General features: G+C 73.6%; 21 protein-coding genes. 5 read left to right on the top strand and 16 right to left on the bottom strand.

The genetic code is table 11. The features are described from left to right. Positions 1-85: 85 nt before the first annotated feature. The gene (locus tag ACIHIX_RS12480) at positions 86-565 is read right to left on the bottom strand and encodes a MarR family winged helix-turn-helix transcriptional regulator (RefSeq protein ID WP_399953675.1); all 480 of its coding nucleotides are present in this window, start codon (positions 563-565) and stop codon (positions 86-88) included. 103 nt (positions 566-668) lie between these two features. Here ACIHIX_RS12480 and ACIHIX_RS12475 point away from each other — a divergent pair, with 103 nt between their 5' ends. Together ACIHIX_RS12475 and ACIHIX_RS12470 are read left to right on the top strand one after the other, a co-directional pair. Further along, complete coding sequence (locus ACIHIX_RS12475; protein ID WP_399953672.1) at positions 669-2,210, top strand: MFS transporter; 1,542 nt, start codon at positions 669-671, stop codon at positions 2,208-2,210. A 177-nt stretch (positions 2,211-2,387) separates the two neighbouring features. Then, a complete protein-coding gene (locus tag ACIHIX_RS12470) occupies positions 2,388-3,575 on the top strand; it encodes an acyl-CoA dehydrogenase family protein (RefSeq protein WP_399953669.1) in 1,188 nt (395 codons plus the stop codon). Between the two features lie 56 nt (positions 3,576-3,631). Here ACIHIX_RS12470 and ACIHIX_RS12465 read toward each other — a convergent pair whose 3' ends face one another. The 4 genes from ACIHIX_RS12465 to ACIHIX_RS12450 all read right to left on the bottom strand — a co-directional run bounded on the left by ACIHIX_RS12465 (position 3,632) and on the right by ACIHIX_RS12450 (position 6,986). Further along, entirely contained in the window at positions 3,632-4,630 is a 999-nt protein-coding gene (locus ACIHIX_RS12465) for a DUF6081 family protein (RefSeq protein WP_399953666.1), read from the bottom strand. Next, positions 4,630-5,367 carry an HAD family hydrolase gene (locus ACIHIX_RS12460; protein WP_399953663.1) on the bottom strand — a complete coding sequence of 246 codons (738 nt, stop codon included), beginning with the start codon at positions 5,365-5,367 and terminating at the stop codon, positions 4,630-4,632. Before ACIHIX_RS12460 ends, ACIHIX_RS12465 begins: the two co-directional genes overlap by 1 nt. Next, positions 5,364-5,828: a hypothetical protein gene (locus tag ACIHIX_RS12455; RefSeq protein ID WP_399953660.1), complete on the bottom strand. Its 465-nt coding sequence runs from the start codon at positions 5,826-5,828 to the stop codon at positions 5,364-5,366. Before ACIHIX_RS12455 ends, ACIHIX_RS12460 begins: the two co-directional genes overlap by 4 nt. 225 nt (positions 5,829-6,053) lie before the next feature. Next, the gene (locus ACIHIX_RS12450; RefSeq protein WP_399953657.1) at positions 6,054-6,986 is read right to left on the bottom strand and encodes a pseudouridine-5'-phosphate glycosidase; all 933 of its coding nucleotides are present in this window, start codon (positions 6,984-6,986) and stop codon (positions 6,054-6,056) included. 220 nt (positions 6,987-7,206) lie between these two features. Between ACIHIX_RS12450 and ACIHIX_RS12445 the strand changes: the two genes are divergently transcribed. Continuing rightward, positions 7,207-8,316, top strand: coding sequence for a DUF6081 family protein (locus ACIHIX_RS12445; protein WP_399953654.1), 1,110 nt, complete (start codon positions 7,207-7,209; stop codon positions 8,314-8,316). Between the two features lie 80 nt (positions 8,317-8,396). On the opposite strand, the gene ACIHIX_RS12440 is transcribed toward ACIHIX_RS12445, so the two are convergent. From ACIHIX_RS12440 to ACIHIX_RS12430, 3 genes are read right to left on the bottom strand one after another with little or no spacing between them, the layout of a single operon-like run. Further along, a complete protein-coding gene (locus ACIHIX_RS12440; RefSeq protein ID WP_399953808.1) occupies positions 8,397-9,461 on the bottom strand; it encodes an aldo/keto reductase in 1,065 nt (354 codons plus the stop codon). 12 nt (positions 9,462-9,473) lie between these two features. Beyond that, complete coding sequence (locus ACIHIX_RS12435) at positions 9,474-10,379, bottom strand: nitroreductase/quinone reductase family protein (protein ID WP_399953652.1); 906 nt, start codon at positions 10,377-10,379, stop codon at positions 9,474-9,476. 48 nt (positions 10,380-10,427) lie between these two features. Continuing rightward, complete coding sequence (locus ACIHIX_RS12430) at positions 10,428-11,360, bottom strand: DUF6081 family protein (RefSeq protein ID WP_399953649.1); 933 nt, start codon at positions 11,358-11,360, stop codon at positions 10,428-10,430. A gap of 178 nt (positions 11,361-11,538) precedes the next feature. Between ACIHIX_RS12430 and ACIHIX_RS12425 the strand changes: the two genes are divergently transcribed. Further along, the gene (locus ACIHIX_RS12425) at positions 11,539-12,567 is read left to right on the top strand and encodes an acyltransferase domain-containing protein (RefSeq protein WP_399953647.1); all 1,029 of its coding nucleotides are present in this window, start codon (positions 11,539-11,541) and stop codon (positions 12,565-12,567) included. 51 nt (positions 12,568-12,618) lie between these two features. On the opposite strand, the gene ACIHIX_RS12420 is transcribed toward ACIHIX_RS12425, so the two are convergent. Genes ACIHIX_RS12420 through ACIHIX_RS12385 form a run of 8 tightly spaced genes read right to left on the bottom strand, consistent with a single transcriptional unit; the run spans position 12,619 to position 19,226 of the window. Then, positions 12,619-13,311 carry a 4'-phosphopantetheinyl transferase gene (locus tag ACIHIX_RS12420; RefSeq protein ID WP_399953644.1) on the bottom strand — a complete coding sequence of 231 codons (693 nt, stop codon included), beginning with the start codon at positions 13,309-13,311 and terminating at the stop codon, positions 12,619-12,621. After that, complete coding sequence (locus tag ACIHIX_RS12415; RefSeq protein WP_399953641.1) at positions 13,299-14,234, bottom strand: MBL fold metallo-hydrolase; 936 nt, start codon at positions 14,232-14,234, stop codon at positions 13,299-13,301. The genes ACIHIX_RS12420 and ACIHIX_RS12415 overlap by 13 nt, the downstream gene beginning before the upstream one ends. Beyond that, complete coding sequence (locus tag ACIHIX_RS12410; protein WP_399953638.1) at positions 14,231-15,223, bottom strand: SRPBCC family protein; 993 nt, start codon at positions 15,221-15,223, stop codon at positions 14,231-14,233. The genes ACIHIX_RS12415 and ACIHIX_RS12410 overlap by 4 nt, the downstream gene beginning before the upstream one ends. An 18-nt stretch (positions 15,224-15,241) precedes the next feature. After that, a complete protein-coding gene (locus ACIHIX_RS12405; protein ID WP_399953635.1) occupies positions 15,242-16,036 on the bottom strand; it encodes an SDR family NAD(P)-dependent oxidoreductase in 795 nt (264 codons plus the stop codon). After that, positions 16,033-16,296 carry an acyl carrier protein gene (locus ACIHIX_RS12400; protein ID WP_399953805.1) on the bottom strand — a complete coding sequence of 88 codons (264 nt, stop codon included), beginning with the start codon at positions 16,294-16,296 and terminating at the stop codon, positions 16,033-16,035. Before ACIHIX_RS12400 ends, ACIHIX_RS12405 begins: the two co-directional genes overlap by 4 nt. 56 nt (positions 16,297-16,352) lie before the next feature. Further along, positions 16,353-17,642 carry a ketosynthase chain-length factor gene (locus ACIHIX_RS12395; protein WP_399953803.1) on the bottom strand — a complete coding sequence of 430 codons (1,290 nt, stop codon included), beginning with the start codon at positions 17,640-17,642 and terminating at the stop codon, positions 16,353-16,355. A gap of 26 nt (positions 17,643-17,668) precedes the next feature. Continuing rightward, a complete protein-coding gene (locus ACIHIX_RS12390; protein WP_399953632.1) occupies positions 17,669-18,940 on the bottom strand; it encodes a beta-ketoacyl-[acyl-carrier-protein] synthase family protein in 1,272 nt (423 codons plus the stop codon). A 28-nt stretch (positions 18,941-18,968) separates the two neighbouring features. After that, complete coding sequence (locus ACIHIX_RS12385; RefSeq protein ID WP_399953629.1) at positions 18,969-19,226, bottom strand: acyl carrier protein; 258 nt, start codon at positions 19,224-19,226, stop codon at positions 18,969-18,971. A 172-nt stretch (positions 19,227-19,398) separates the two neighbouring features. Here ACIHIX_RS12385 and ACIHIX_RS12380 point away from each other — a divergent pair, with 172 nt between their 5' ends. Beyond that, positions 19,399-19,998, top strand: a complete 600-nt coding sequence (locus ACIHIX_RS12380; protein ID WP_329337275.1) for a methyltransferase domain-containing protein — start codon at positions 19,399-19,401, stop codon at positions 19,996-19,998. The last annotated feature ends 180 nt before the right edge of the window (positions 19,999-20,178 follow it).

The raw sequence follows: 20,178 nt of genomic DNA, 5'->3' as shown, positions 1-20,178 counted from the left end.
CGCCGACGCGCAACACACCAGGCCCCACTCGAAGAACACTCCAGGACCACTCAGGCCGGGCCCGGTACCCCTCCGGGAGGGGGCGTCAGCTCTCCGGCTCGCCGGACGCGCCGCGCTCGTACGCCTCCATGGTCCGTACGAACACCGCCCGTTCCCGCGGGGTCAGCGGTTCGAGGGCCTTGCCCCAGGAGCTGGCGCCGCGGGCCAGCCAGCCGTTGATCGCCTCCTGGGTCTCGGGGTCGTCCGAGATGGAGACGATCGTGCGCCGCCGGTCGGCCGGGTCCGGCTTGCGCTCGACCACGCCCTGGCGACTGAGGTCCGCGACCATCAGGCTCACCGTCGTCGGCGCCACCTGGAGCCGGGCGGCCAGTTCGTTCACCAGGGCGGGGCCGTCGAAGACCAGGTGCGACAGGAGCGACAGATGCCGGGGGGCGAGGTTGAGCGACCTCAGCCGCTCGGGGACGGTCGTCTTCTTCAGCCGCTGGGCCACGCGGGGCATCAGGACGAGCATCGCGCGGACGGCGTCGTCCCGGCTCATCTCCTCGTCACCGCGCTGCGTTGACATCAGCCACAACCCCCAATACCTTTGCTTTCAAAGCAAATCATCTCTCCGTTCTCCACGATACCGGACACCCTCGCTCGGGGACTGATCAGGAAAGGGACGGCCGATGTCGTTCTCCGCCCCACCCGCACCGGACACGACCTCGTACAACCCACGGCGCTGGGCGGCGTTCGTCGTCACGCTGTCCGCGGCGTTCATGGACCTGGTCGACACCACGGTGATCAACGTCGCGCTCCCCTCCCTCCGCCGCGACCTGGACGCCTCCAGCACCCAGCTCGAATGGGCGGTGGCCGGGTACGTCATGGCCTTCGCGGCCGGAATGATCACCGCGGGCCGTCTCGGCGACCGCTTCGGGCGGTTACGTGTCTTCCAGGGCGGCCTCGCCGCGTTCGTGGTGACCTCCGCGCTCACCGGCCTCGCCGTCAACGCCGAGATGCTGGTCGCCGCCCGTGTCGCCCAGGGCGCGTCCGCGGCGATGATGGTGCCGCAGGTGCTGGCGATGCTCCGGGTCGAGTTCCCCCCGGAGGAGCAGCACAAGGCCGCCACCCTCTTCGGCCTCAACTTCTCGGTCGGCGGCGTGGCGGGCCCGCTCATCGGCGGTGTGATCCTCGACGCCGACCTGTTCGGGCTCGACTGGCGGCCGATCTTCTTCATCAACGTCCCCATCGGCATCGCCGCCCTGATCGGCACGTTCGTCCTGTGCCGCGACTCCCGCGCGCAGCACGCCGCCACCACCGACGTCCGCGGCCTCGCCATCGCCACCCTCGCCGTGCTGGCCCTGCTCTACCCGCTGGTGGAGGGTCGCACCATGGGCTGGCCGTGGTGGACCTGGGTCCTGATGGCCGCCTGCCCCGTCCTGCTGTGGCTCTTCGGGCGGTACGAGAAGACCGTCGTCCGGCGCGGTCACGCCCCGCTCATCGACCCCGGGCTGCTGCGGGAGCGGGCGCCCATGGGCGGCCTCTCGGTGGCCGTGCTCTTCTTCGCCGGCACCGGCTACACCCTGGTGATCACGGTCCATCTGCAGTCCGGGCTCGGCTACAGCCCCCTGCACACCGCGCTGACCATGGTTCCGTTCGCCGTCGGCGTCGGGCTCTTCAGCCCGTTCGCGCCGAAGATCCGGCCCTACGGCAGGCCCGTCGCCGTCGTCGGCTCGCTGCTCGCGGCGATCGGCATGGCCGGCAACCTGCTCGCCGTGCGCTCCGCCGGTGAGGACCTGCACTCCTGGCAGCTGGTGCCCGGGATGCTCGTCACGGGCCTCGGCGTCTCCATGACCTCCGGAGTGCTCATCGCCACGGTGCTGGCCAAGACCCCGGGCCGGCTGGCCGGTTCCGCCGCAGCGCTGGTCAACACCGCGATCCAGGTCGGGGTGGCCGTCGGCATCGCCGTGGTGGGCACGGTCTTCTTCGGGTCCCTGGACGACGACGGCAAGGCCGTGGACGCCGCCGGGGCCGGGCTGCTGACCGTCGTCATCCTCTATCTGCTGGCCTCCCCGGCCGCGCTCATCCTGCCTCCGGGCCGCCTGATGTTCGCCGCCGCGGGCAACGCCAAGCCGCCGCGGCAGGCGGGCCCGGCCGACGAGGAGGAGACGAGCGGTACGGACGACGACGCGACGTCCGGTTCCCTGGCCTCCCGGCGCACGACCGACTGAGCCGCGGCGCCCGCACGACCGTACGGCCGTCTCTCCCGCACCGGAGAGACGGCCGTACGTCGTCCGGCGGCCGGGAGGCTCGTCCAGCCACCGTCGAGGCAGCTTCGACCCTGGGCGCCCACGCTGCCCTCCCTTGCCGTCGCAGCAGCGTGGCGGCTCGACCGCGGGGAGGACTCCGTGTCGGAGACAACGACGTACCAGGCGCCGCTCCAGCGCCCGAACGGGCCGCGCCCGGCCCCTCTGTCCGAGCTCACGGACCGGCTGCCCGAGCTGGCGGCGCGGCACGCGGCGTACGCGGAGCGCGAGAAGGTGCTCCATCCCGAGGTGGCCGACGCGCTGCGCGAGGCCGGGTTCGCGCGGCACTTCGTCCCCGCGAAGTGGGGTGGGCACGAGGGGGGTTTCGAGGACTACCTGACGGCCGTGACCGAGGTGTCGCGCCGCGATCCCTCGGCGGGCTGGTGCGCCGCCATCCTCGCCTCGCTCTCCCGGATGGCCGCGTTCCTGCCGGAGGAGGGCCGGGACACGGTGTGGGCGCAGGGCCCTGACGCCCTCGTCGTCGGCGCCCTGGTCCCCGGCGGCGCGGCGCGCATGGCCTCGGGCGGCTGGATCCTCAGCGGACGCTGGCCCTACGTGAGCGGCGTGCACTTCTCCGACTTCGCGCTGCTCGCCGCGCAGGTCCCGCTGCCCTCGGGCCGCTCACAGGTGCGCTTCCTGCTGGTCCCGCGGGCCGCGTACGGCATCGAGCGGACATGGGACACGGTCGGTATGCGCGGGACCGGCAGCGACACCGTCGTCCTGGACGAGGTCTTCGTACCGGAGGGCCACACCTTCCTCCAGCGGCAGTTGGCCACCGGGCGCGACCCGGGTGGCGCGGGCCCCGCCTGTCTTGAGGTGCCGCACAAGAACGTCAGCGGTCTGACCTTCGCGGCACCGGTGCTCGGTGCCGTCCGCGGCGCCCTCGACGCCTGGACGCGGACGACGGCGCACAAGCGGGCGGCGGCGCCGTCCACCCAGCCGCCCTCGGTGTCGGCCGAGCTCGACCTGGCGCACAGTTCCGCGTGGACGGACGCGGCCGAGCTGCTGCTGACCCGGGCCGCCCGCGACGCCGACCGCGGGCTGCTGGGCACGGAGCTGACCGGGGCCCGTGCCCAGCGCGACCATGTCGCCGCCGTCGATCTGCTGCTCGACGCCGTGGGCCGGCTTCAGCGCACCGGCGGCACCGGCGGTCAGTCGCTCGGCGCCGAGTTGCAGCGGTTCTGGCGTGACGCCAGCACGGCGGCCGGGCACGCCGTCCTCAAGTGGGAGCCGGCCGCCCGACGGTTCGGCTCGGCCCGGCTCGCGGTGCCGCTCGGCGATCTGTCCTGACCGAGCGTGCGTGAGGGGCCGCCTCGATCGAGGCGGCCCCTCACTCAGGTGCGTGATCAGACGGAGGGGCTGCTCGTCACCACGTAGTCGGCGATGCGGAGTTCGGCGCCCTGGCCGAAGAGCCTGCTGCTCTCGGCGCTGTCCTCGTCGACGAAGCGCTGCTCGGCCGGCGCTCCCTGGTCCGGCCGGTAGTAGGTGGTGGCTCGGGAGAGCCTGACCAGGCCACGGCCGGTGGGCCAGGAGCCGTCCAGCAGGCTCATCAGGCCCATGCCGAAGCTCAGTTGACGCGGTTCCACCTCGGTGAGCCGGCCGCCCTCGTCGAGGGTGAGGGTCGCACGGTCCAGGGGGTGCCCGATCCGGTCCACCGTCAGCACGGTCTCGCCGTCCAGGACCCAGCTCACCGTGCCGGCCGACCGGTCGTGGGAGATCCGCACCCGGTGCCGGTCGCCCGGGGAACGCGGGGCGAGCGGGACGGTGTTGGCGAAGGAGCCGTAGGCGCCGAGGTGGCGGCGGGAGAAGTTGGTGCGGCCGTAGAAGGCGTACACGTGCTTGTTGGTGAGCAGGAAGTCGAACGCCACGGAGGTCTCGGGGTCGATGGTGTTGAGCATCGAGGCGGCGAGCCGGATGTCGTCGTCCGGGTCGGCGACCGCGTCCCCGAAGGGGTGGTCCGCGGTGCCGTAGGAGCGGCCCGAGATCACGGCCTCGACGGACAGGATTCGTCCGGGCTCCGTGTCGAACCCCTGGAAACCGGCCGTGGACTGGCGGTTGACGTAGGCGATCCACTTGGCGTGGTCGGCGAAGCCGGGGATGGACCCGGGCTCTCCGGTCTCCCGCGGGACGGTGCGGGTGAAGGCCGGTTCGCCGGTACGGGGATGACGGCCGCGCGCGACCAGACGCAGCCCGTCGGGACCGGTAGTGATCACGGCGTCGTTCGCGATGAGGTCGGCCGAGGCCTGGACGAACCGCCAGGGCGCGTCGGGGCCCTCGGCCCGTACGCCCTCCCGGAAGTCGTCCCGCCACAGGACGGTGGCGCGGTCGGTGGTCGGCTGGGTCATCACAACTCCCTGTCGTCGGTGGTGCGGTCCGCTGCGGACCCGGTCACGAGCGCGAGCACGGCGGCGAAGGAGTCCACGACCACCTCGGCGCCCGCCGCGCGGAGTTCGGCGGGGGTGGCGACCCCGTAGGAGACCCCGATCGGCCGCATCCCGGCGGCGCGGGCCATCTCCATGTCGGCGACCCCGTCCCCCACGACCACGCAGCGGGCCGGGGGCAGCCCGAGTCCGTCGGCGACGAGGAGGGCCATCTCGGGGTCGGGTTTGCCGTGCCGCACGCTGTCGTCGCCGGCCACGACGTCGAACAGCCCGGCGACCCCCATCAGGCCGAGGACCCGGTCGGCGGCCCGGCGCGGTTTGGAGGTGGCGACGCCGAGCCGCAGCCCCGCGGAGCGCGCGGCGCGCAGCCCTTCGACGACGCCCGCGCAGGCCAGTTCGGCCGGGCCGGTCGCCTCCAGGTGGGCGCGGAAGAGCTCACGGTAGGCGGCGAGCGCCGAGGCGATCTCGGGGCCGTCGGGCGCCTGGCCGAGCAGCTGGGCGAAGTTCTGTTCCAGGGGCCGCCCGACCAGCGGCCGGACGTCCGCCTCGTCCGCCGGGGCGCCCCGGTCGGCGAGGATTTTCAGCATGATCGCGGTGATGGCCCTGGGGGTGTCGGCCAACGTCCCGTCGAGATCCAGCACGAGCCCGGTGACCGGCACACCCCCGCTCACCACACCACCGGCCACAGTGCTACCGCTCACCACACCACCGGCGACAGCGCCGCCGGCCACCCCGCCGCCAGCCCCAGCGCCGCCGCTCTCCTTGCCGCCAGCTCCCACGCCACCAGTCCCGGCGCCGCCGGCCACCACACCGCCGGACACCGCGCCGCCGACCCCATTGCCGCCAACTTCCACGCGGCCGACTCCAGCGCCGCCAGTCCCCGCGCCGCGAGCTCCCGCGCCGCCGGCCACCACGCCGCCGGACACCACGCCGCCAACCCCAGCGCCGCCGCTCCCATTGCCGCCAACTTCCACACGGCCAGCTCCCACGCCGCCAGTCCCAGCGCCGCCGGCCACCACACCGCCGGACACCACGCCGCCGCCCCCATTGCCGCCAACTTCCACACGGCCGACTCCAGCGCCACCAGCCCCCGCGCCGCGAGCTCCCGCGCCGCCAGCCCCAGCGCCGCCGGCCACCACGCCGCCGCCCCCATTGCCGCCAACTTCCACACGGCCAGCTCCCACGCCGCCAGTCCCAGCGCCGCCGGCCACCATGCCGCTGGCCACCACGCCGCCGACCCCATTGCCGCCAACTTCCACGCGGCCGACTCCAGCGCCACCAGCCCCCGCGCCGCGAGCTCCCGCGCCGCCAGCCCCAGCGCCGCCGGCCACCACGCCGCCGACCCCATTGCCGCCAGCTTCCACGCGGCCAGCTCCCACGCCCCCGCTCACCGTTCCTCCCCCGTGGCCTTGGCGCGTTCCGCGGTGAGGGCGACGGACAGTTCACCGGCGATGCGTGCGGTGCCGAGGAGGATGGAGCGGCCGGCGCTGGTGGTGCGGCCGCCGGTGGCGCGGGAGACCGCGCGCATCAGGAACGGGCTGACCTTGTTGCCGGTGACCCCGGTGCGCTCGGCCTCGGCCAGCGCGTCCGCGATGGCCTCCTCGACCAGGTCTCCGTCGACCGCCTCCGCGTCGTCCACCGGGACGGCGAGCAGGACCGTACCGCGTCCGTTGAGCTGCCAGTGGGTGCGGGCGGCGCGGGCGGCCGTGGTCAGGTCGTCGACCCGGGTGACCGGGATGTCGTCGCCCCGGACGTAGAAGCGGGGCAGCCAGGGGGTGCCGTAACCGAGGACGGGGACACCGGCGGTCTCCAGGTACTCGGCGGTCAGCCGGGCGTCCAGGATGCTCTTGGCCCCGGCCGAGACGACGGCCATCCGGGTGCGGGTGAACTGGAGGAGGTCGGGCGAGATGTCGAGCGTGCGGGTGGCGCCGCGGTGCACGCCGCCGATGCCCGCGGTGGCGAAGACCTCGATGCCGGCCCGCTCGGCGATGACGATCGTGCCGGCGACGGTGGTGGCGCCGACCCCGCCACCCGCCACGGCGGCGCCGAGGTCACGCGCGCTCAGCTTCTGGACGTGCTCGGCGCTGCGGATCCGCTCGATCTGATCGGCGTCCATGCCGACCAGGAGGCGCCCGTCGGCCACGCCGGTCGTCGCCGGTACGGCGCCCGTGTCGCGGACGGACTTCTCGATGGCCAGCGGGAGTTCGAGGGTGGGGGCCGCGGTGATGAGGGAGGACTCCAGGGCGACCACCGGCCGCTCTTCCGCGAGCGCGGTGGCCACTTCCTCGGAGACCTGGAGGAGTTCCTCGGGGATCTTCATGTGCCTGCCCTTGGCGTCGGGGATCTGTCCGGTTGCGCGCACAGCGTGGGAGCGGCGGCTCGAAGACCGCTCGATCCGGCGTCGCGGGCACGGGTGGGCTTCGAGTGGAAATCGAGGGGTGGTGAGCACGGTGCTGCCGCGCGGTCCGACCGGGTCCGCGCTGACGACGGTCGACGTACCGACGCACGCAGTCGACGTACCGATGTACGAAGGAGACCCCATGCCCGCAGCGGCTGGTCACAGCACCCGTCCCCTGGTCCGCTCCCGCCGCACCGCCGTGACCCTGGTGGCCGCGGCCACCGTGTGCTCGGCCCTCACGCTCACCCCGGGCGCCGGTGCCGCCGAGCGGACCGGGGCCTCGCACTCCGAGAAGGTCCTGTTCGCGGACGACTTCAGCAAGGGCTTCGACGCGCAGCAGACCTGGCTGCTCGGCTCGGCCAACACCCCCGAGGGCAAGCTGGCGCAGGGTGACGGCGTCATCACCTCCAACGCCCAGGGCATCACCGTCGTACCGACGGGCCGCAACCCGCGCACCGGCCGGCCCGCGTTCGCCGCGACCTCCGACCAGAACGCGTCCGGTTTCGGCGGCGGCACCGGCGACCACCTCAAGTGGGTGGCCCAGCCCCGGGTGTCCTCCGCGAACGGCTTCCCGGTCCCCGCGACCGGGTCCTGGAACTGCAACGCGGACGTCACCGTCAAGGCCGAGGGCATCGAGCAGCAGCCCTTCGGCAAGGCGGTGAGCGACCCGCAGTCCGACCCGCGGCTGGCCAGCGCCACCGTGATCACCGTCGACCACGCCTCCCACACGGTGGCCAACTTCTCCGTGACCAACCACGAGGTGCACGCCGTCTACGAGCGCCTCCCGGTGGAGAGCGGCGAGTACGCCGCGTTCCACTACTCGGTGCCGGTGTTCAAGCGGACCGCGGGCCAGCCGGTGAAGCTGCGGATCCGCTACGACCAGGGCGGCAAGCGGGTCAGCTGGCTGGTGAACGGCAAGACCGTGCTGTCGACGGACAAGATCGGCACCCATGCCTTCGACCGCAAGTACCTGCGCATCGAGCACAGCGGTCCCGACGAGCAGGTGACGGCCACCTCCGTGCAGTGCGGCATCGCGACCGGCAACCTCCTGGACGGCGGCGGTGGCGCCAACGACCGGGACAAGGCGGGGCTGGTGCGGCTGGAGGACAGCCCGGACTTCTACTACGACCCGGCCAAGGGCGCCCCTGCGCCGCAGAAGTTCCACGACGACAAGAGCCTTCAGAGCAACCGGCTGTGGGGGCAGGGCGTGACCCTGAAGGTGCGGTCGTTCAGCATCACGACGTCGGAGTGAGTGCGCGATCGAGCTGAGTACGACGGACAGCGCCCGGTCGGGAGATCCCGGCCGGGCGCTGCGCGTACTGGTGGGGGCGGTCACTCCCGGGTCGAGAAGAGGTCGTCGGTGACCGCGCGCCGGGTCGTCGTCCGGCGGTCGTCCACGCGCTCCCAGTGCTCGCCGTAGATCATGCGGGTCATCGCCGGGAAGCGCAGGAAAAGATGGGGGTAACCGGCGGGCGCCGCGGTGGCCTTGTCCAGGTCGGCCAGGTGCCCGGCGCCGAGCTGGAGATCCACGCTGCCGAGGTTCTGCCGCAGCTGCTCCTCGGTCGTGGCGCCGATCACCGGGATCACGGTGCCGGGACGCGAGCGCAGCCAGGCGAGGGCGACCTGGGCGGGCGGCCGGTCCAACTCCTCGGCGATCCGCACCACTTCACGCACCACGTCGTCACCGGCGCCGCGGGCCCTGCCCCACGCGACCTTGTCGAGACGGCCCTCCTCGCCCCTGAGGTACTTGCCGGTGAGGCGGCCGTCGGCGAGCGGTCCCCAGACGAACGCGGGGAGGTCGAAGGCGTGGGCCATCGGCAGGAACTCGTTCTCGACGGCGCGGTCCAGCAGGTTGTAGTGCACCTGCATGGCGGCGAAGGGGCTCCAACCCCGCGCTTCCGCGAGGGTGTTGGCCTGGGCGATCTCCCAGGCCGGCCAGTTGGAGACGCCGACGTAGAGGACTTTGCCCGCCCGCACCTGGTCGTCCAGGGCCCGCATGACCTCGGCGACCGGGGTGAGGGTGTCGCGGGCGTGCACCCAGAGGATGTCGAGGTGGTCGGTGCGCAGCCGGCGCAGGCTGTCCTCCAGCGAGACCACGAGGTTCTTGCGGTGGTTGCCCGCGGCGTTCACATCGCCGGGGCGGATCTGGAGGGTGTACTTCGTGGTGAGCAGGAAGGAGTCGCGGCGGCCGGTCAGCAGCTCGCCCAGCGTGGACTCGGCGCTGCCGCGCCCGTACTCGTTGGAGGTGTCGATCACATTGCCGCCGGCCTCGGCGAACAGGTCGAGGAGCCGGCCGGCGCGTCCCTCGGGCAGCGCCCAGTCGTCGCCGAACGTCATGGTGCCCAGGGCGAGTTCGGAGACACGTAAGCCCGTCTTGCCGAGCACCCGGTAGCGCATCTCGGTCATCGCTCAGACCTCCAGCGCCGGCAGCAGGGTCTCTTCCTCGTAGCGGAAGTGGTCCTCCAGGCCGCCGACCACCCGGTCCAGCTCCGCGCGCAGCCGCGCCACGTCGTCCGGGTTCTGGAAACCGCCCTTGTCGAGCAGCTCCTCGAACTCGGCCAGCGCGGCCTCCACCACCTTGTGCTCCTCGCGCAGCCGGGTGATCGCCGGGACGAGGTGCGGGAAGCGCTTCTCGAAGGCGGAGAAGGAGCCGTCCTCACGGATGTGGTGCATCTGGAGCCCGTAGCAGTACGTCAGGCAGTGCTTGCGCAGCTGTTCCGAGAGGTCCGCCATGGACCCGGGGTCGGCGCCGCCGGCGGTGAGCGTCTCGTCGACGGCCGCGCGCACCCGTGCGAGCTCGGCCCTGAGGTCGGCGTGGTGCTTGAGGAGCTGGGTGCCGATCATCCGGCTGCGGTCGGTGATCACACCGAGGTCGAGCGGGTGCAGGGCGACCACCGGGATGGCACGGCCCGCCTTCTCCTCGTACTCCCGGAACGCCGGGTCGAGGGAGCACTGCAACTCCCAGTACCGGTCGCGCTCCTCGCCCTCCAGGACCTGGGCGCGGGTGGCGTACGGCCGGACGGCGCCCTCCTCCGTGCCGATCTCCATCGTCACCTGGGGGCTGTCCAGCAGGTTGTGGTACCAGTCGGGGTTCTTCCCGCGTCCGGCGTTGGAGGCGAAGACCAGGTAGCGGTCGCCGTCCTTGTAGTAGATCGCGGGGTTCACATGGGGCTTCCCGGTCTTCCGGCCCATCGTGGTCAGCACCACCATGGGGGCGCCCTCGAACATCCCGCCCACCCGGCCGTTGTTCGCCCGGAACTCCTGGATGACCCGCTCGTTCCAGCTCAGACCGCTGTCTGCCTGCTCTTCAGTCATGAGAGTCTCCGCATTTTATTTTGCTTTGAAAGCAAATCCAACCTGAATCTAGGATCCCCGTACCCCGCTGTCAACCTCGGCCCGCACCGTCACCCGGCGCGCCCCGAGCACGGCTCCGGGCCGCCACGCCGACTGCTTCAGCAGGTCGTCGTCGCCCACGAACTCCTGCTCCCGGGGCGCCCCGACGCGCGGGTCGAACCAGGTCCCGCTCCCCGCGGCCGGGCGGACCAGACCCCGGCCGTCGGGGCCCGCGCCGTCCAGCAGGGTGAGCAGCCCGAGCGCCGGAACCATCCGGCCCAGCCGCACCGGCTCACCGTCCTGCCCACCGTGGTCCAGCAACAGCCCACCGCGGTCCGCGGGCCGCAGCCCCGGGCGGTCCACCCGGAAGACCTCCACACCCTCGACGCACCACACCACCCGGGTGCCGCCCGCCTCGTACCGGATCGAAAGCCGGTGCCACGCGTCGGGAGTGCGGGAGGCCACCGGGACGGCGTACGAGAACGCGGCGTACCGCTCACCGGGGAACGGCACCCGCTCGTACAGGGCGTGCACGCCGGTGTTGGTCAGCAGGAAGTCGCAGACCACATGGGAGACGGGGTCCATGGTGATGAGGGCCGCGGTCGCGAGCCGGACGTCGCCGTCCGGGTCGGAAACCGCGGCGCCGAAGGGATGCCGGGCTCCGCCCAGGACGCGCGCCGACAGGGTCGCCGCGCACTCCACGGTCCCGTCGGCCGGCACCTCGAACCCCCGGGCGCCGCCCGGTCCGCGGGCCAGCCCCACCCACGCGAGATGATCACCGGGGCCGCCCGCCCCACGCCCCTCGGCCGGAGGCGCGAACGCGGGCTCGCCGGTGAGCGGGTCGGTGTCGGCCGGCGTGACCGTCAGGCCGTCGGCCGCGGTCCGCACGGTCACCGGCTGAAGCGGCGGCACGTCCCAGGCGGCGCCGAGGCCGGCGCGGAAATCGTCGTCGAACAGCTCCATGGTCCCTCCGGGGACGGGGTCGCGGGCCGCGAGTGTCGGCACCCGGACACGAGATCCGCTCGAGCCCGCGTCCACTCCGGATCGAGAGACCCCGGGCAGGGTCGCGGCTCCGGTCGACGAGGCCGCGTCCGCGGTGGAGAGCCGAGGCCGCGTCCGCGGAAGAGAAAGGAGACCGCGCGTGAGCCACCCCACGACCGTGCTGCTGCTCCCCGGACAGGGCAGTCAGCGCGAGCGCATGGCCGCGGGACTGTACGGGGCGCACCGGCAGTTCACCGCGACCATGGACGGATTCTTCGGCGCGCTCACCGCACAGGGTGGGCAGGGTGACCGGCTCGCCCGGCACTGGCTGCGGTCCGCGCCCCACCCGGACCTCGACGACGCCCGGATCGCCCAGCCACTCCTGCTCGGCGTCGGGTACGCGCTCGGGCGGGCGGTCGCCGCCACCGTGGGCCCACCGGGGCTGCTGCTCGGGCACAGCGCAGGTGAGCTGGCCGCCGCCGTGCTGGCCGGGGTGTTCCGCGCCACCGATCTGGGCCGGCTCGCGGCGGCGCGGGCCCGGGTCGTCGGGGACGACGGCCTCGGCGGGATGCTCGCGGTGGCGGCGGCCGAGGACGAACTGCCCGCCGGGCTCGGCCCGGTGACGGTCGCCGCGGTCAACGGCCCCCGCCAGACGGTGCTCGCCGGTCCGTCCGACGCGCTGGAGCGGGCCCGCGCGACCCTGACCGCCGCGGGCCGCACCGTGCTGCCGTTGCGCTCCGGGCACGCCTTCCACAGCCCGTCGGCGTCGGCCACGGCACGGCGCTTCACCCGGGAGGTGGCGGCCCTGCGCCCGGCGCCCGCCCGCGCGACGCTGGTGTCCTGCCGTACGGCACGGCCCCTGCGCGACAGCGAGGCCGTCGACCCGGCGTTCTGGGGCGATCAGATCGCGCTGCCCGTGCGGTACTGGCCCGCGCTCACCTCGCTGCTCGACGCCTCGGGCACCGATCCGGGGCTGCTGCTGCTCGACGCGTCACCCGACCGCTCCCTCGGCGCCGCGGCCCGCCGCCACCCCGCCGTGCGCAGCGGCGCCTCACAGGTACTGCCCCTGCTCGCCCCGGCCGCCCACACCGGTGGCCCGGCGGACGTCGAGGCGTTCGACCGGGCGACGGCGACCGTCAGGGCGTACGCGGCACCTCGCTCGCCCGCGCTCGACGGTGTGGACCGATGAGCCGTCGCGCACCGCAGACAGGAGGAGCGCCGGCACTGCGCCCGGCGGCGCTCAGTCGCCCGCGACCGCATCGGTCGGCAGATAGGCGGCCGTCACGATCAGGTCCGACGTCAGCCGGTAGGCACCCTCCAGTCGGGGCAACTCCCCGCGCCCGTGCCGGACTTCCACACGACCGGAGTCCGCGGTGACCGGGACCAGGCGCACCCGCGCGTCCCGCAGAGCGAGGGAGCGGCCCGGTCCGAGCGTCGGCGCCCATGCCTTGTACGCCGCTTCCTTCGCGCTGAACAGGACTTTCTCCCAGGTGACTTGGGCGTGCGGCGACGGAAGCGCCCCGCGTTCGGCGGCCGTGGTCAGTGCCGCCGTCGCGGTGGGCGACAGCGGTCCGGGCGGCTCGGCGTCGATCCCCAACGCCCGGGCGTCGGTGGCTGACGCGACCGCCGCGGCGCGGTAGCCGGGGCAGTGCGTGATGCTGCCCCGCACGCCGTCGGGCCAGGTCGGCGCGCCGTCCGGCCCGCGCAGCAGCGGACCGGACGACGGCACCCCGAGGGCGGTGAGGGCCTGCCGGGCGCAGACCCGCCCGGTGGCGAACTCACGTCGGCGCCGCTCCACCGCCGCCGGGGCGAGGAGCTGACGCTCCTCGTCGTACAACGCCGTGACCGGTACGTCGACGTACATCTCGACGACACAGGCCCAGCGGGGAAGCAGTCCTCCCAGCACCGGCGTCCCGGCCGTCACGCGTGGCACGTCGGCAGTCTGCCGTCGTTGAACTCGACCATCTCGCCGAAGACGCGCACCACGTCCAGGGGTTCGCTCTCCGGGCCGCCGGCCGCCTCCGCGTAGGCGCGGTGCAGGTTTCCCACCAGGCGTTCGGGGTCCGTCCAGTCCTGGAACGGGTGGGTGCCGAGCTGGCGTGCCGCCTCCAGCGGTGCGAGGCCCGCCGCCCGCGCGTCCTCGGCGGTCCGCAGCAGCCAGCGCAGATACCGCTCCGTCTCGTCGATCGCCTCGGGCCCGGCGAGCGGCCCGTGCCCACCGACCACGACGCGCGGGGCCAGCGCGCGCAGCTCGGCGAGAGCCCGCAGGGAACCGCGCACGGACCCCATGAGGAGGAACGGCGTGCACCCGGGCAGGACGACGTCCCCCGCGAACAGCACCCGGTCGGCGGGGAGCCACACGACCGTGTCCCCGGTGGTGTGCGCAGGTCCGGGGTGCAGCAGCTGGACCGTACGCCCGCCCATGTGCAGCTCCATACGGCGGTCGTACGTCGTGTCCGGCAGCCTGAGCTCGATCGTGCCCCACTCCACCCCCGGCCACAGACCCGTGAGCCCGAGGCCCGCCGCCGCCATCTCCTGCCGGGCCCGCTCATGCGCCACGATCACCGTGTCGGGGCCGCCGACCAGCGCGTTGCCGAAGGTGTGGTCCCCGTGGAAGTGCGTGTTGACCAGCACCCGGGGTGCCGCCCCGCCGAGCCGGCGCACCGCTTCGCCGAACCGGCGGGCCCGTGCCTCGGTCGCGACGGTGTCCACGACGACCGGCGCCCGGCCCTCGTCGAGCAGCACGCCCGCGTTGTTGACGCACCAGCCGCCGGTCTCCTGCACATAGGCGTGGACCCCGTCCGCGATCTCCTCCAGGACCGCGGACGCGGACGCCGCCGTACGGGACGCGCTCACCGCCGCGCCTCCGCCGTCAGATACGTCCCGCAACTCTCCAGGGTGCGGCGGCTGTTGCCGGCCAGCAGTGCCGCCGCCCGGTCCCGGGCCCCGGCGAGCGTGGTGCCTGCGCCGAAGACGGTGTCGAGGGCGTCCGGGTCGAGGGCGGCCTGATGGACGCTGACCACCCGGGTGGCGTCCCCCGACTCCGCCTCCGCCAGTAGCCAGGCACCGCTGTGCCCCAGCAGCCCGCGCGGCACGGTCGTCTGCTTGTAGACGAGCCGTTCGCCGGGAAAGCAGAGCCGCACCGACTGGGTGCCGTGCACGGAGCCGTCGGCGCCGCTGGTCCGCATGTCGAGCGTCTGCACCCGGGCACCGCCGACCAGCGCCGTCTCGTCCTCCTGGAGGTCGAGCTCGGCGACGTGCGGGACGCGCTGCGGCCACAGGTCGGCCCGGTACAGGAAGTCGTACACCGCGATCGGCGGTCCGGGTACGACGTACTCGTCGCGGACCGTGAACAGCAGCTCCTCCGGACCTGCGTCCCGCCCCGCCCAGCGGGCCACGGCCGCGACCTCGGCCTCGCTGTTGCGGCCCAGCGCCTCGGCGACCGTCGTCCGCGCGCTCTCCGCCCCGGGCTCCAGGATCCACTCGTGTCCGAGGACCAGCTCGGTGCGCCCGGCACGCTCCTCGAACCGCCAGTGCCCGCTCATCCACTCCAGCGGCGGTCCCGGCGCCTCCTGCCGGAAGTCGATCCGCAGCCGCTCCTCGTCCAGCTTGCGCAGGGACGTCCAGGTACGGATCTCGGAACCGGCGACGGCCCACAGCCGGATCCGCTCCGAGTCACGGTCGCTCTCCAGCACCTCGGCCGCCAGACACGGCGGGAAGAGCACCGGCCAGCGGGTCACGTCGGCGATCAGCCCGTAGCCGCGCCGGGCCGACCCGGGGTACCGGGCCGTGTGCTCAGCAGCCGTCGTGGCAACGGGCGTTGTGGTGGTCGATTCGATCGGCACGGCCGACCCCTCCCCGTGTCAGTAGTTTCCGAGCCCGCCGCAGACGTTGAGCGCCTGCGCGGTGATGGCGGCCGCCTCGTCGCCCACGAGGAAGCCGACGAACGCGGCCACCTCCTCGGGCTCCGTGTAGCGGCCGATCGGGATCTTCGCCTGGAACCGCTCCAGGACCGTCTGCTCGTCGGTCTCCCACAGACCGGCGTAGCCCTTGCGCACCTCCGCCGCCATCTCCGTCTCCACATAGCCGGGGCAGACGGCGTTCACGGTGATGCCGGTCTTGGCCAGTTCGAGGCCGAGGGCCTTGGTGAACCCGACCACCCCGTGCTTGGAGGCGGAGTACGGGGCGCCGAGGACGACGCCCTGCTTGCCGCCGGTCGAGGCGATGCTGATGACGCGTCCGCTGTTCAGGCCGGTCATGCCGCCCGTGGTCAGCACCTCGCGGGTGACCAGGAAGACGCTCTTCAGATTGGTGGCGATCACGTCGTCCCAGAGGTCCTCGGACAACTGGGCGGTCGGCCCGCCACCGCTGCGGCCGGCGTTGTTGACCAGGACCCGCACCGGACCGAAGCGGTCCACGGCGGCCCCGACCCAGGCGCGCACCTGGGCCGCGTCGGTCACGTCGCAGGCGGCACCCGCGGCCGTGTGACCGAGGTCGGTGAGGCGCTTGACCTCCGCGGCGACGGCATCCGCGTCGCGCGCGCACAGGAACACCGGGTGCCCCCGGCGGGCGAGGGTCAGCGCCACGGAGCGGCCGATGCCCCGGGTCGCACCGGTGACCAGGGCGGGACCGGGCTCGGCGGCCCGCGTGCCGGTCATGACGGCGTCCCCTGGGCCGCGGTCGCCAGGGTCCGGTTGACCAGCAGCAGAAACGCCCGCGGTGTCACGGCCTCGGCCACGTCCTCGTCGCGCAGCTCGACGCCGTAGCGCTGCCCGACCGCCGCGGCGGTCTCCAGGATCGCGAGCGAGTCGTAGCCGAGATCGGTGAAGAGCCGGTCGAGCGCCGCTTCGCCGAGTTCCACGTCGTCCAGGTCGCCGGCGCATTCGACGAGGACGTTCCGTAGATCGGCCAGCTGCAATCGCGGGCCGTCGAGGTGCAGTTCGGGGCCGGAGTGCTCCGGCAGGACGATGTCGTTCACGCGATGCCTTCCTCTTCTGTTCGTGAGCCGCGGTCCGCGTCCGGCGCGGCGGGCGGGGCGGTGACGACCAGGGCCGAGTTGAAGCCCCCGTGGCCACGGGCCAGGACGAGGGCCGTGCGCACCCGGGCGGGGCGGGGCTCGCCGCGGACGAGGTCGAGCCGATGCCGTGGGACGGGGCGCTCCACATGAGCGGTCGGGGGGATCAGTCCGTGCCGCAGGGTGAGCAGCGCGGCGACGACGTCCAGCGGCGGACCCCCCGCGGTCAGCCGTCCGGTCAGGGTCTTGGGCGCGGTGACGGGCACGCCGTACGGGCCGAACAACTCCTCCAGGGCCGCGGCCTCGGCGTCGTCGAGCGCCGGCCGCGCCGCGGCGTCGGCGAAGACCACGTCGACGTCCGCCGGTGCCACCCCCGCCTGGGCGAGCGCGAGCCGTGCGGCCCGGGCCAGCCCCGGCGGCCGGCCGGAGCCCGGCGGCGGGTCGAAGGTCGAGGCGTGCCCGGCCAGCTGCCCGTACACCTGCCGGGCGCCCCGCGCGGCGGCGGCGCTCGCGCTCTCGACGACGAGCAGCGCGCCGCCCTCCCCGGGTACGTGCCCGGCGGCGGCCTCGTCGAACGGCAGATACGCCCGGGCCGGGTCGCGCACCCCCGAGAGCCGCCCGCCGGAGTGGTGCGAGAGCAGCCCCCAGGGATCGAGGGCGGACTCGACCCCGCCCGACACCACCAGGGCCGCGCCCTTGCCCAGCATCCGCCGGGCCTGGCCGAAGGTGTCCAGACCACCCGCCTGGTCGGCGACGAGCACACTGCCGGGGCCGCGCAGTCCGTGCCGGATGGATATCTGGCCGGTGTTCACCGCGTAGAACCAGGCGAACGACTCGTAGACGCTGACCCGTCCCGGCCCCTCGGTCCACAGCTTGCGGACCTCGCGGTGGGTGAACTCGAAACCGCCGGTCGCGTTCGAGGTCGCCACCCCGGTCGTGTACTCGGGCAGCGCCGCCGGATCGGCCCCCGAGTCCTCGAACGCCCACTGCGCGGCGACGAGCGCGAGCCGCGTGACCCGGTCCGTCTGCGGCAGCAGCCGCCCCGGCAGCATCGCGGCCGCGTCGAGGCCGGTGACCACGCCGGCCAGCGGCGAGGGATAGCGGGCGGCGTCGTACCCCGGGACCAGCCGGATGCCTGACTCGCCGCGCAGGGTCGCGTCCCACCACTCCTGGACGCCCAGCCCGTTCGGCGCGACGACCCCGATTCCGGTGACGACGGGTGGGGCGGTGCCGAGGGAGAGCCCGGTCACGGGGGCCCCGGTCACCGAGGCCGCGGTCACGCCCTCACCCCCCGCGGCTCGCGCGACAGCACCAGGGCGCTCTGGAACCCGCCGAAGCCGCTCCCGACGGTCAGGACCGTGCCGAGGTCGCGCGGGCGCGCCTCCAGGGGGACGTAGTCCAGGTCGCACTCGGGGTCGGCCTCGTGCAGGTTCGCCGTGGGCGGCACGGCTCCGAACTCGATCGCCAGCGCGCAGGCGGCGATCTCGATGGAGCCGATGGCGCCGAGCGAGTGCCCGACCATCGACTTGATGGAGCTCACCGGCGTCCGGTACGCGTGCTCGCCGAGCGCCAGCTTGAAGGCCGCCGTCTCGTGCCGGTCGTTCTGCTTGGTGCCGGACCCGTGCGCGTTGACGTAGTCGACGGCCTCCGGCGCGAGCCGCGCCTCGTCGAGCGCGCTGGTGATCGCGTCGGCCATCTCCCGTCCGTCGGGCTTCAGCCCGGTCATGTGGAAGGCGTTGCACCGCGAGGCGTGCCCGTCGATGACCGCGTACACATGGGCGCCCCTGGCCCGCGCGTGTTCCAGTTCCTCCAGTACGAGCATGGCGGCGCCCTCGGCGATGACGAAGCCGTCCCGGGTGCGGTCGAAGGGGCGGGAGGCGTGCTCCGGGTCGTCGTTGCGCGGGGACGTGGCCTTGATCGCGTCGAAGCAGGCCACCGCGATCGGGGAGACGGGCGCGTCCGTGCCACCGGCGATCATCACGTCGACCGTGCCCTCGACGATGAGGTCGCGCGCATGGCCCACGGCGTCGATGCCGGAGGTGCACCCCGTCGAGACGACGGCCGCGGGACCCTCCGCCCCCGTCATCAGGGCGATCTCGGCGGCGAACGAGCTGGGCACGAAGGCGTCGTACAGATGGGGCGACAGATAGCTCCCGTCGACCTCCCACAGCCGGCCGCTGTCGCTGAGCACCAGGTACTCGCGCTCCAGACTGGTCGTCCCGCCGACCGCGGTGCCGACGCTGACGCCGATCCGGCCGGGGTCGAGGGTGTCGAGCTCGATCCCGCTGTCCTCCAGGCACTCCCGGGTGCTGAGCACCGCGAGCTGCGCGGCCCGGTCCAGGCGCCGCAGCTCGCGGGGGGTGAGGGTGCTCTGCTCGGCGGTGAAGTCGACCTCCGCCGCCATCCGGGAGCGGAATCGGGCGGGGTCGAAACTGGTGATCGTGCGGGTCGCGGTGCGTCCGGAGATCAGCAGATCCCAGAACGCCTTGCGGCCCACTCCGCTGGGGGCCATCACGCCGATTCCGGTGATGGCGACGGTTCGGCTCACTGGAACAGCTCCTCGCAGGGCAGGGCCGTCATCGGTCCGCCGGCAGTCCGGCGTCCACGTAGGCGATGAAGGCGGCCGGCGTGCGCAGGTCGTCGAAGGCCTCGTCCGGGATGGTGACCCGGTACTCGTCCTGCACCCGCATGGCGATCTCGTAGACGACCAGGGAGTCGTATCCCAGGTCGCCGAAGTCGGTGTCCACGGCGGACTCGTCGAGGGCGGCGGCATCCGCCCCCTCCAGACACGCCTCCACGACCTTGCGGAACTCGGTGAGGGTGAACCCGCTCATGACTCCCCTTCCGTTCGACGGGCCGCCAAGGTCGGCGGGGGTGCTAGACGAACGGTCGAGCCTCGCTGGACGCCCGGCGATCACGCAGAGTTCTCCAGTGATCCTCTAGTCCCGGCTCCGACGCTCTGTGGCCACCAGCACCATCACTCACAGAGACGGGAATGCCGACCGAATGAACTCGCTCCTACTGGCGGTCCTCGGCCCGATCTTCGGACGCCCCAGCGGCATTCCGGGGCTCATCGGAGGCGCGATCATGCAGCGCGGAAACGCCGAACAGGAGGCCTGGGCGGTCGAACAGGCCGATCTCAAGCCCGGGGACCAGGTCCTTGAGGTGGGCCCGGGGCCCGGCATCGGGCTCGCGCTGGCCGCCGAGGCGGTCGCGCCGGGCGGCCGGGCGATCGGGGTGGACCCCTCGGCCACGATGCGCTCCATGGCCCGGCAGCACTGCGCCCTGCATCTCGCCACCGGGCACGCGTCGATCAAGGAGGGCACCGCCGATGCCACCGGTCTGCCCGACGCGTCCGTGTCGGCGGCACTCTCCGTGAACAACGTGACCCTGTGGGACCGCCCGGCGGCCTACGCCGAGCTGCAACGCGTGCTGCGTCCCGGTGGCCGTCTGGTGATCGTGCACCACCGGCACACCATGAACACCACGCCGGAACAGCTCCACGACGAGCTGGTGAAGGCCGGTTTCGAGGACGTCACCCTCGACATACAGGGCCGCACCATGGGCCGCGCCGCAGTCGGCATCCTCGCCCGCCGGGCGGGTTAGCCGCTCCTGGATCGTGTGCCGCAGGCGTGACCCGCGGGCGGCACACTGCCTCAGCCATGGTGAGGCAGCCGTCGGGGGGGGGGGGGCGGGCCCGCCCCCCCCCCCCCCCGGTTTTCCCACCCCCCCACCACTACGCCCCGGCCCCGGGGCAACCACCCCCGGGCCCGGCAAAGAACAGGG

The sequence above is a fragment of the Streptomyces sp. NPDC051913 genome, from assembly GCF_044593635.1.
Taxonomy (GTDB): Bacteria; Actinomycetota; Actinomycetes; order Streptomycetales; family Streptomycetaceae; genus Streptomyces.
The sequence above is the reverse complement of the archived record's forward strand: the minus strand, read 5'-3'. Positions and strand labels throughout refer to the sequence as shown.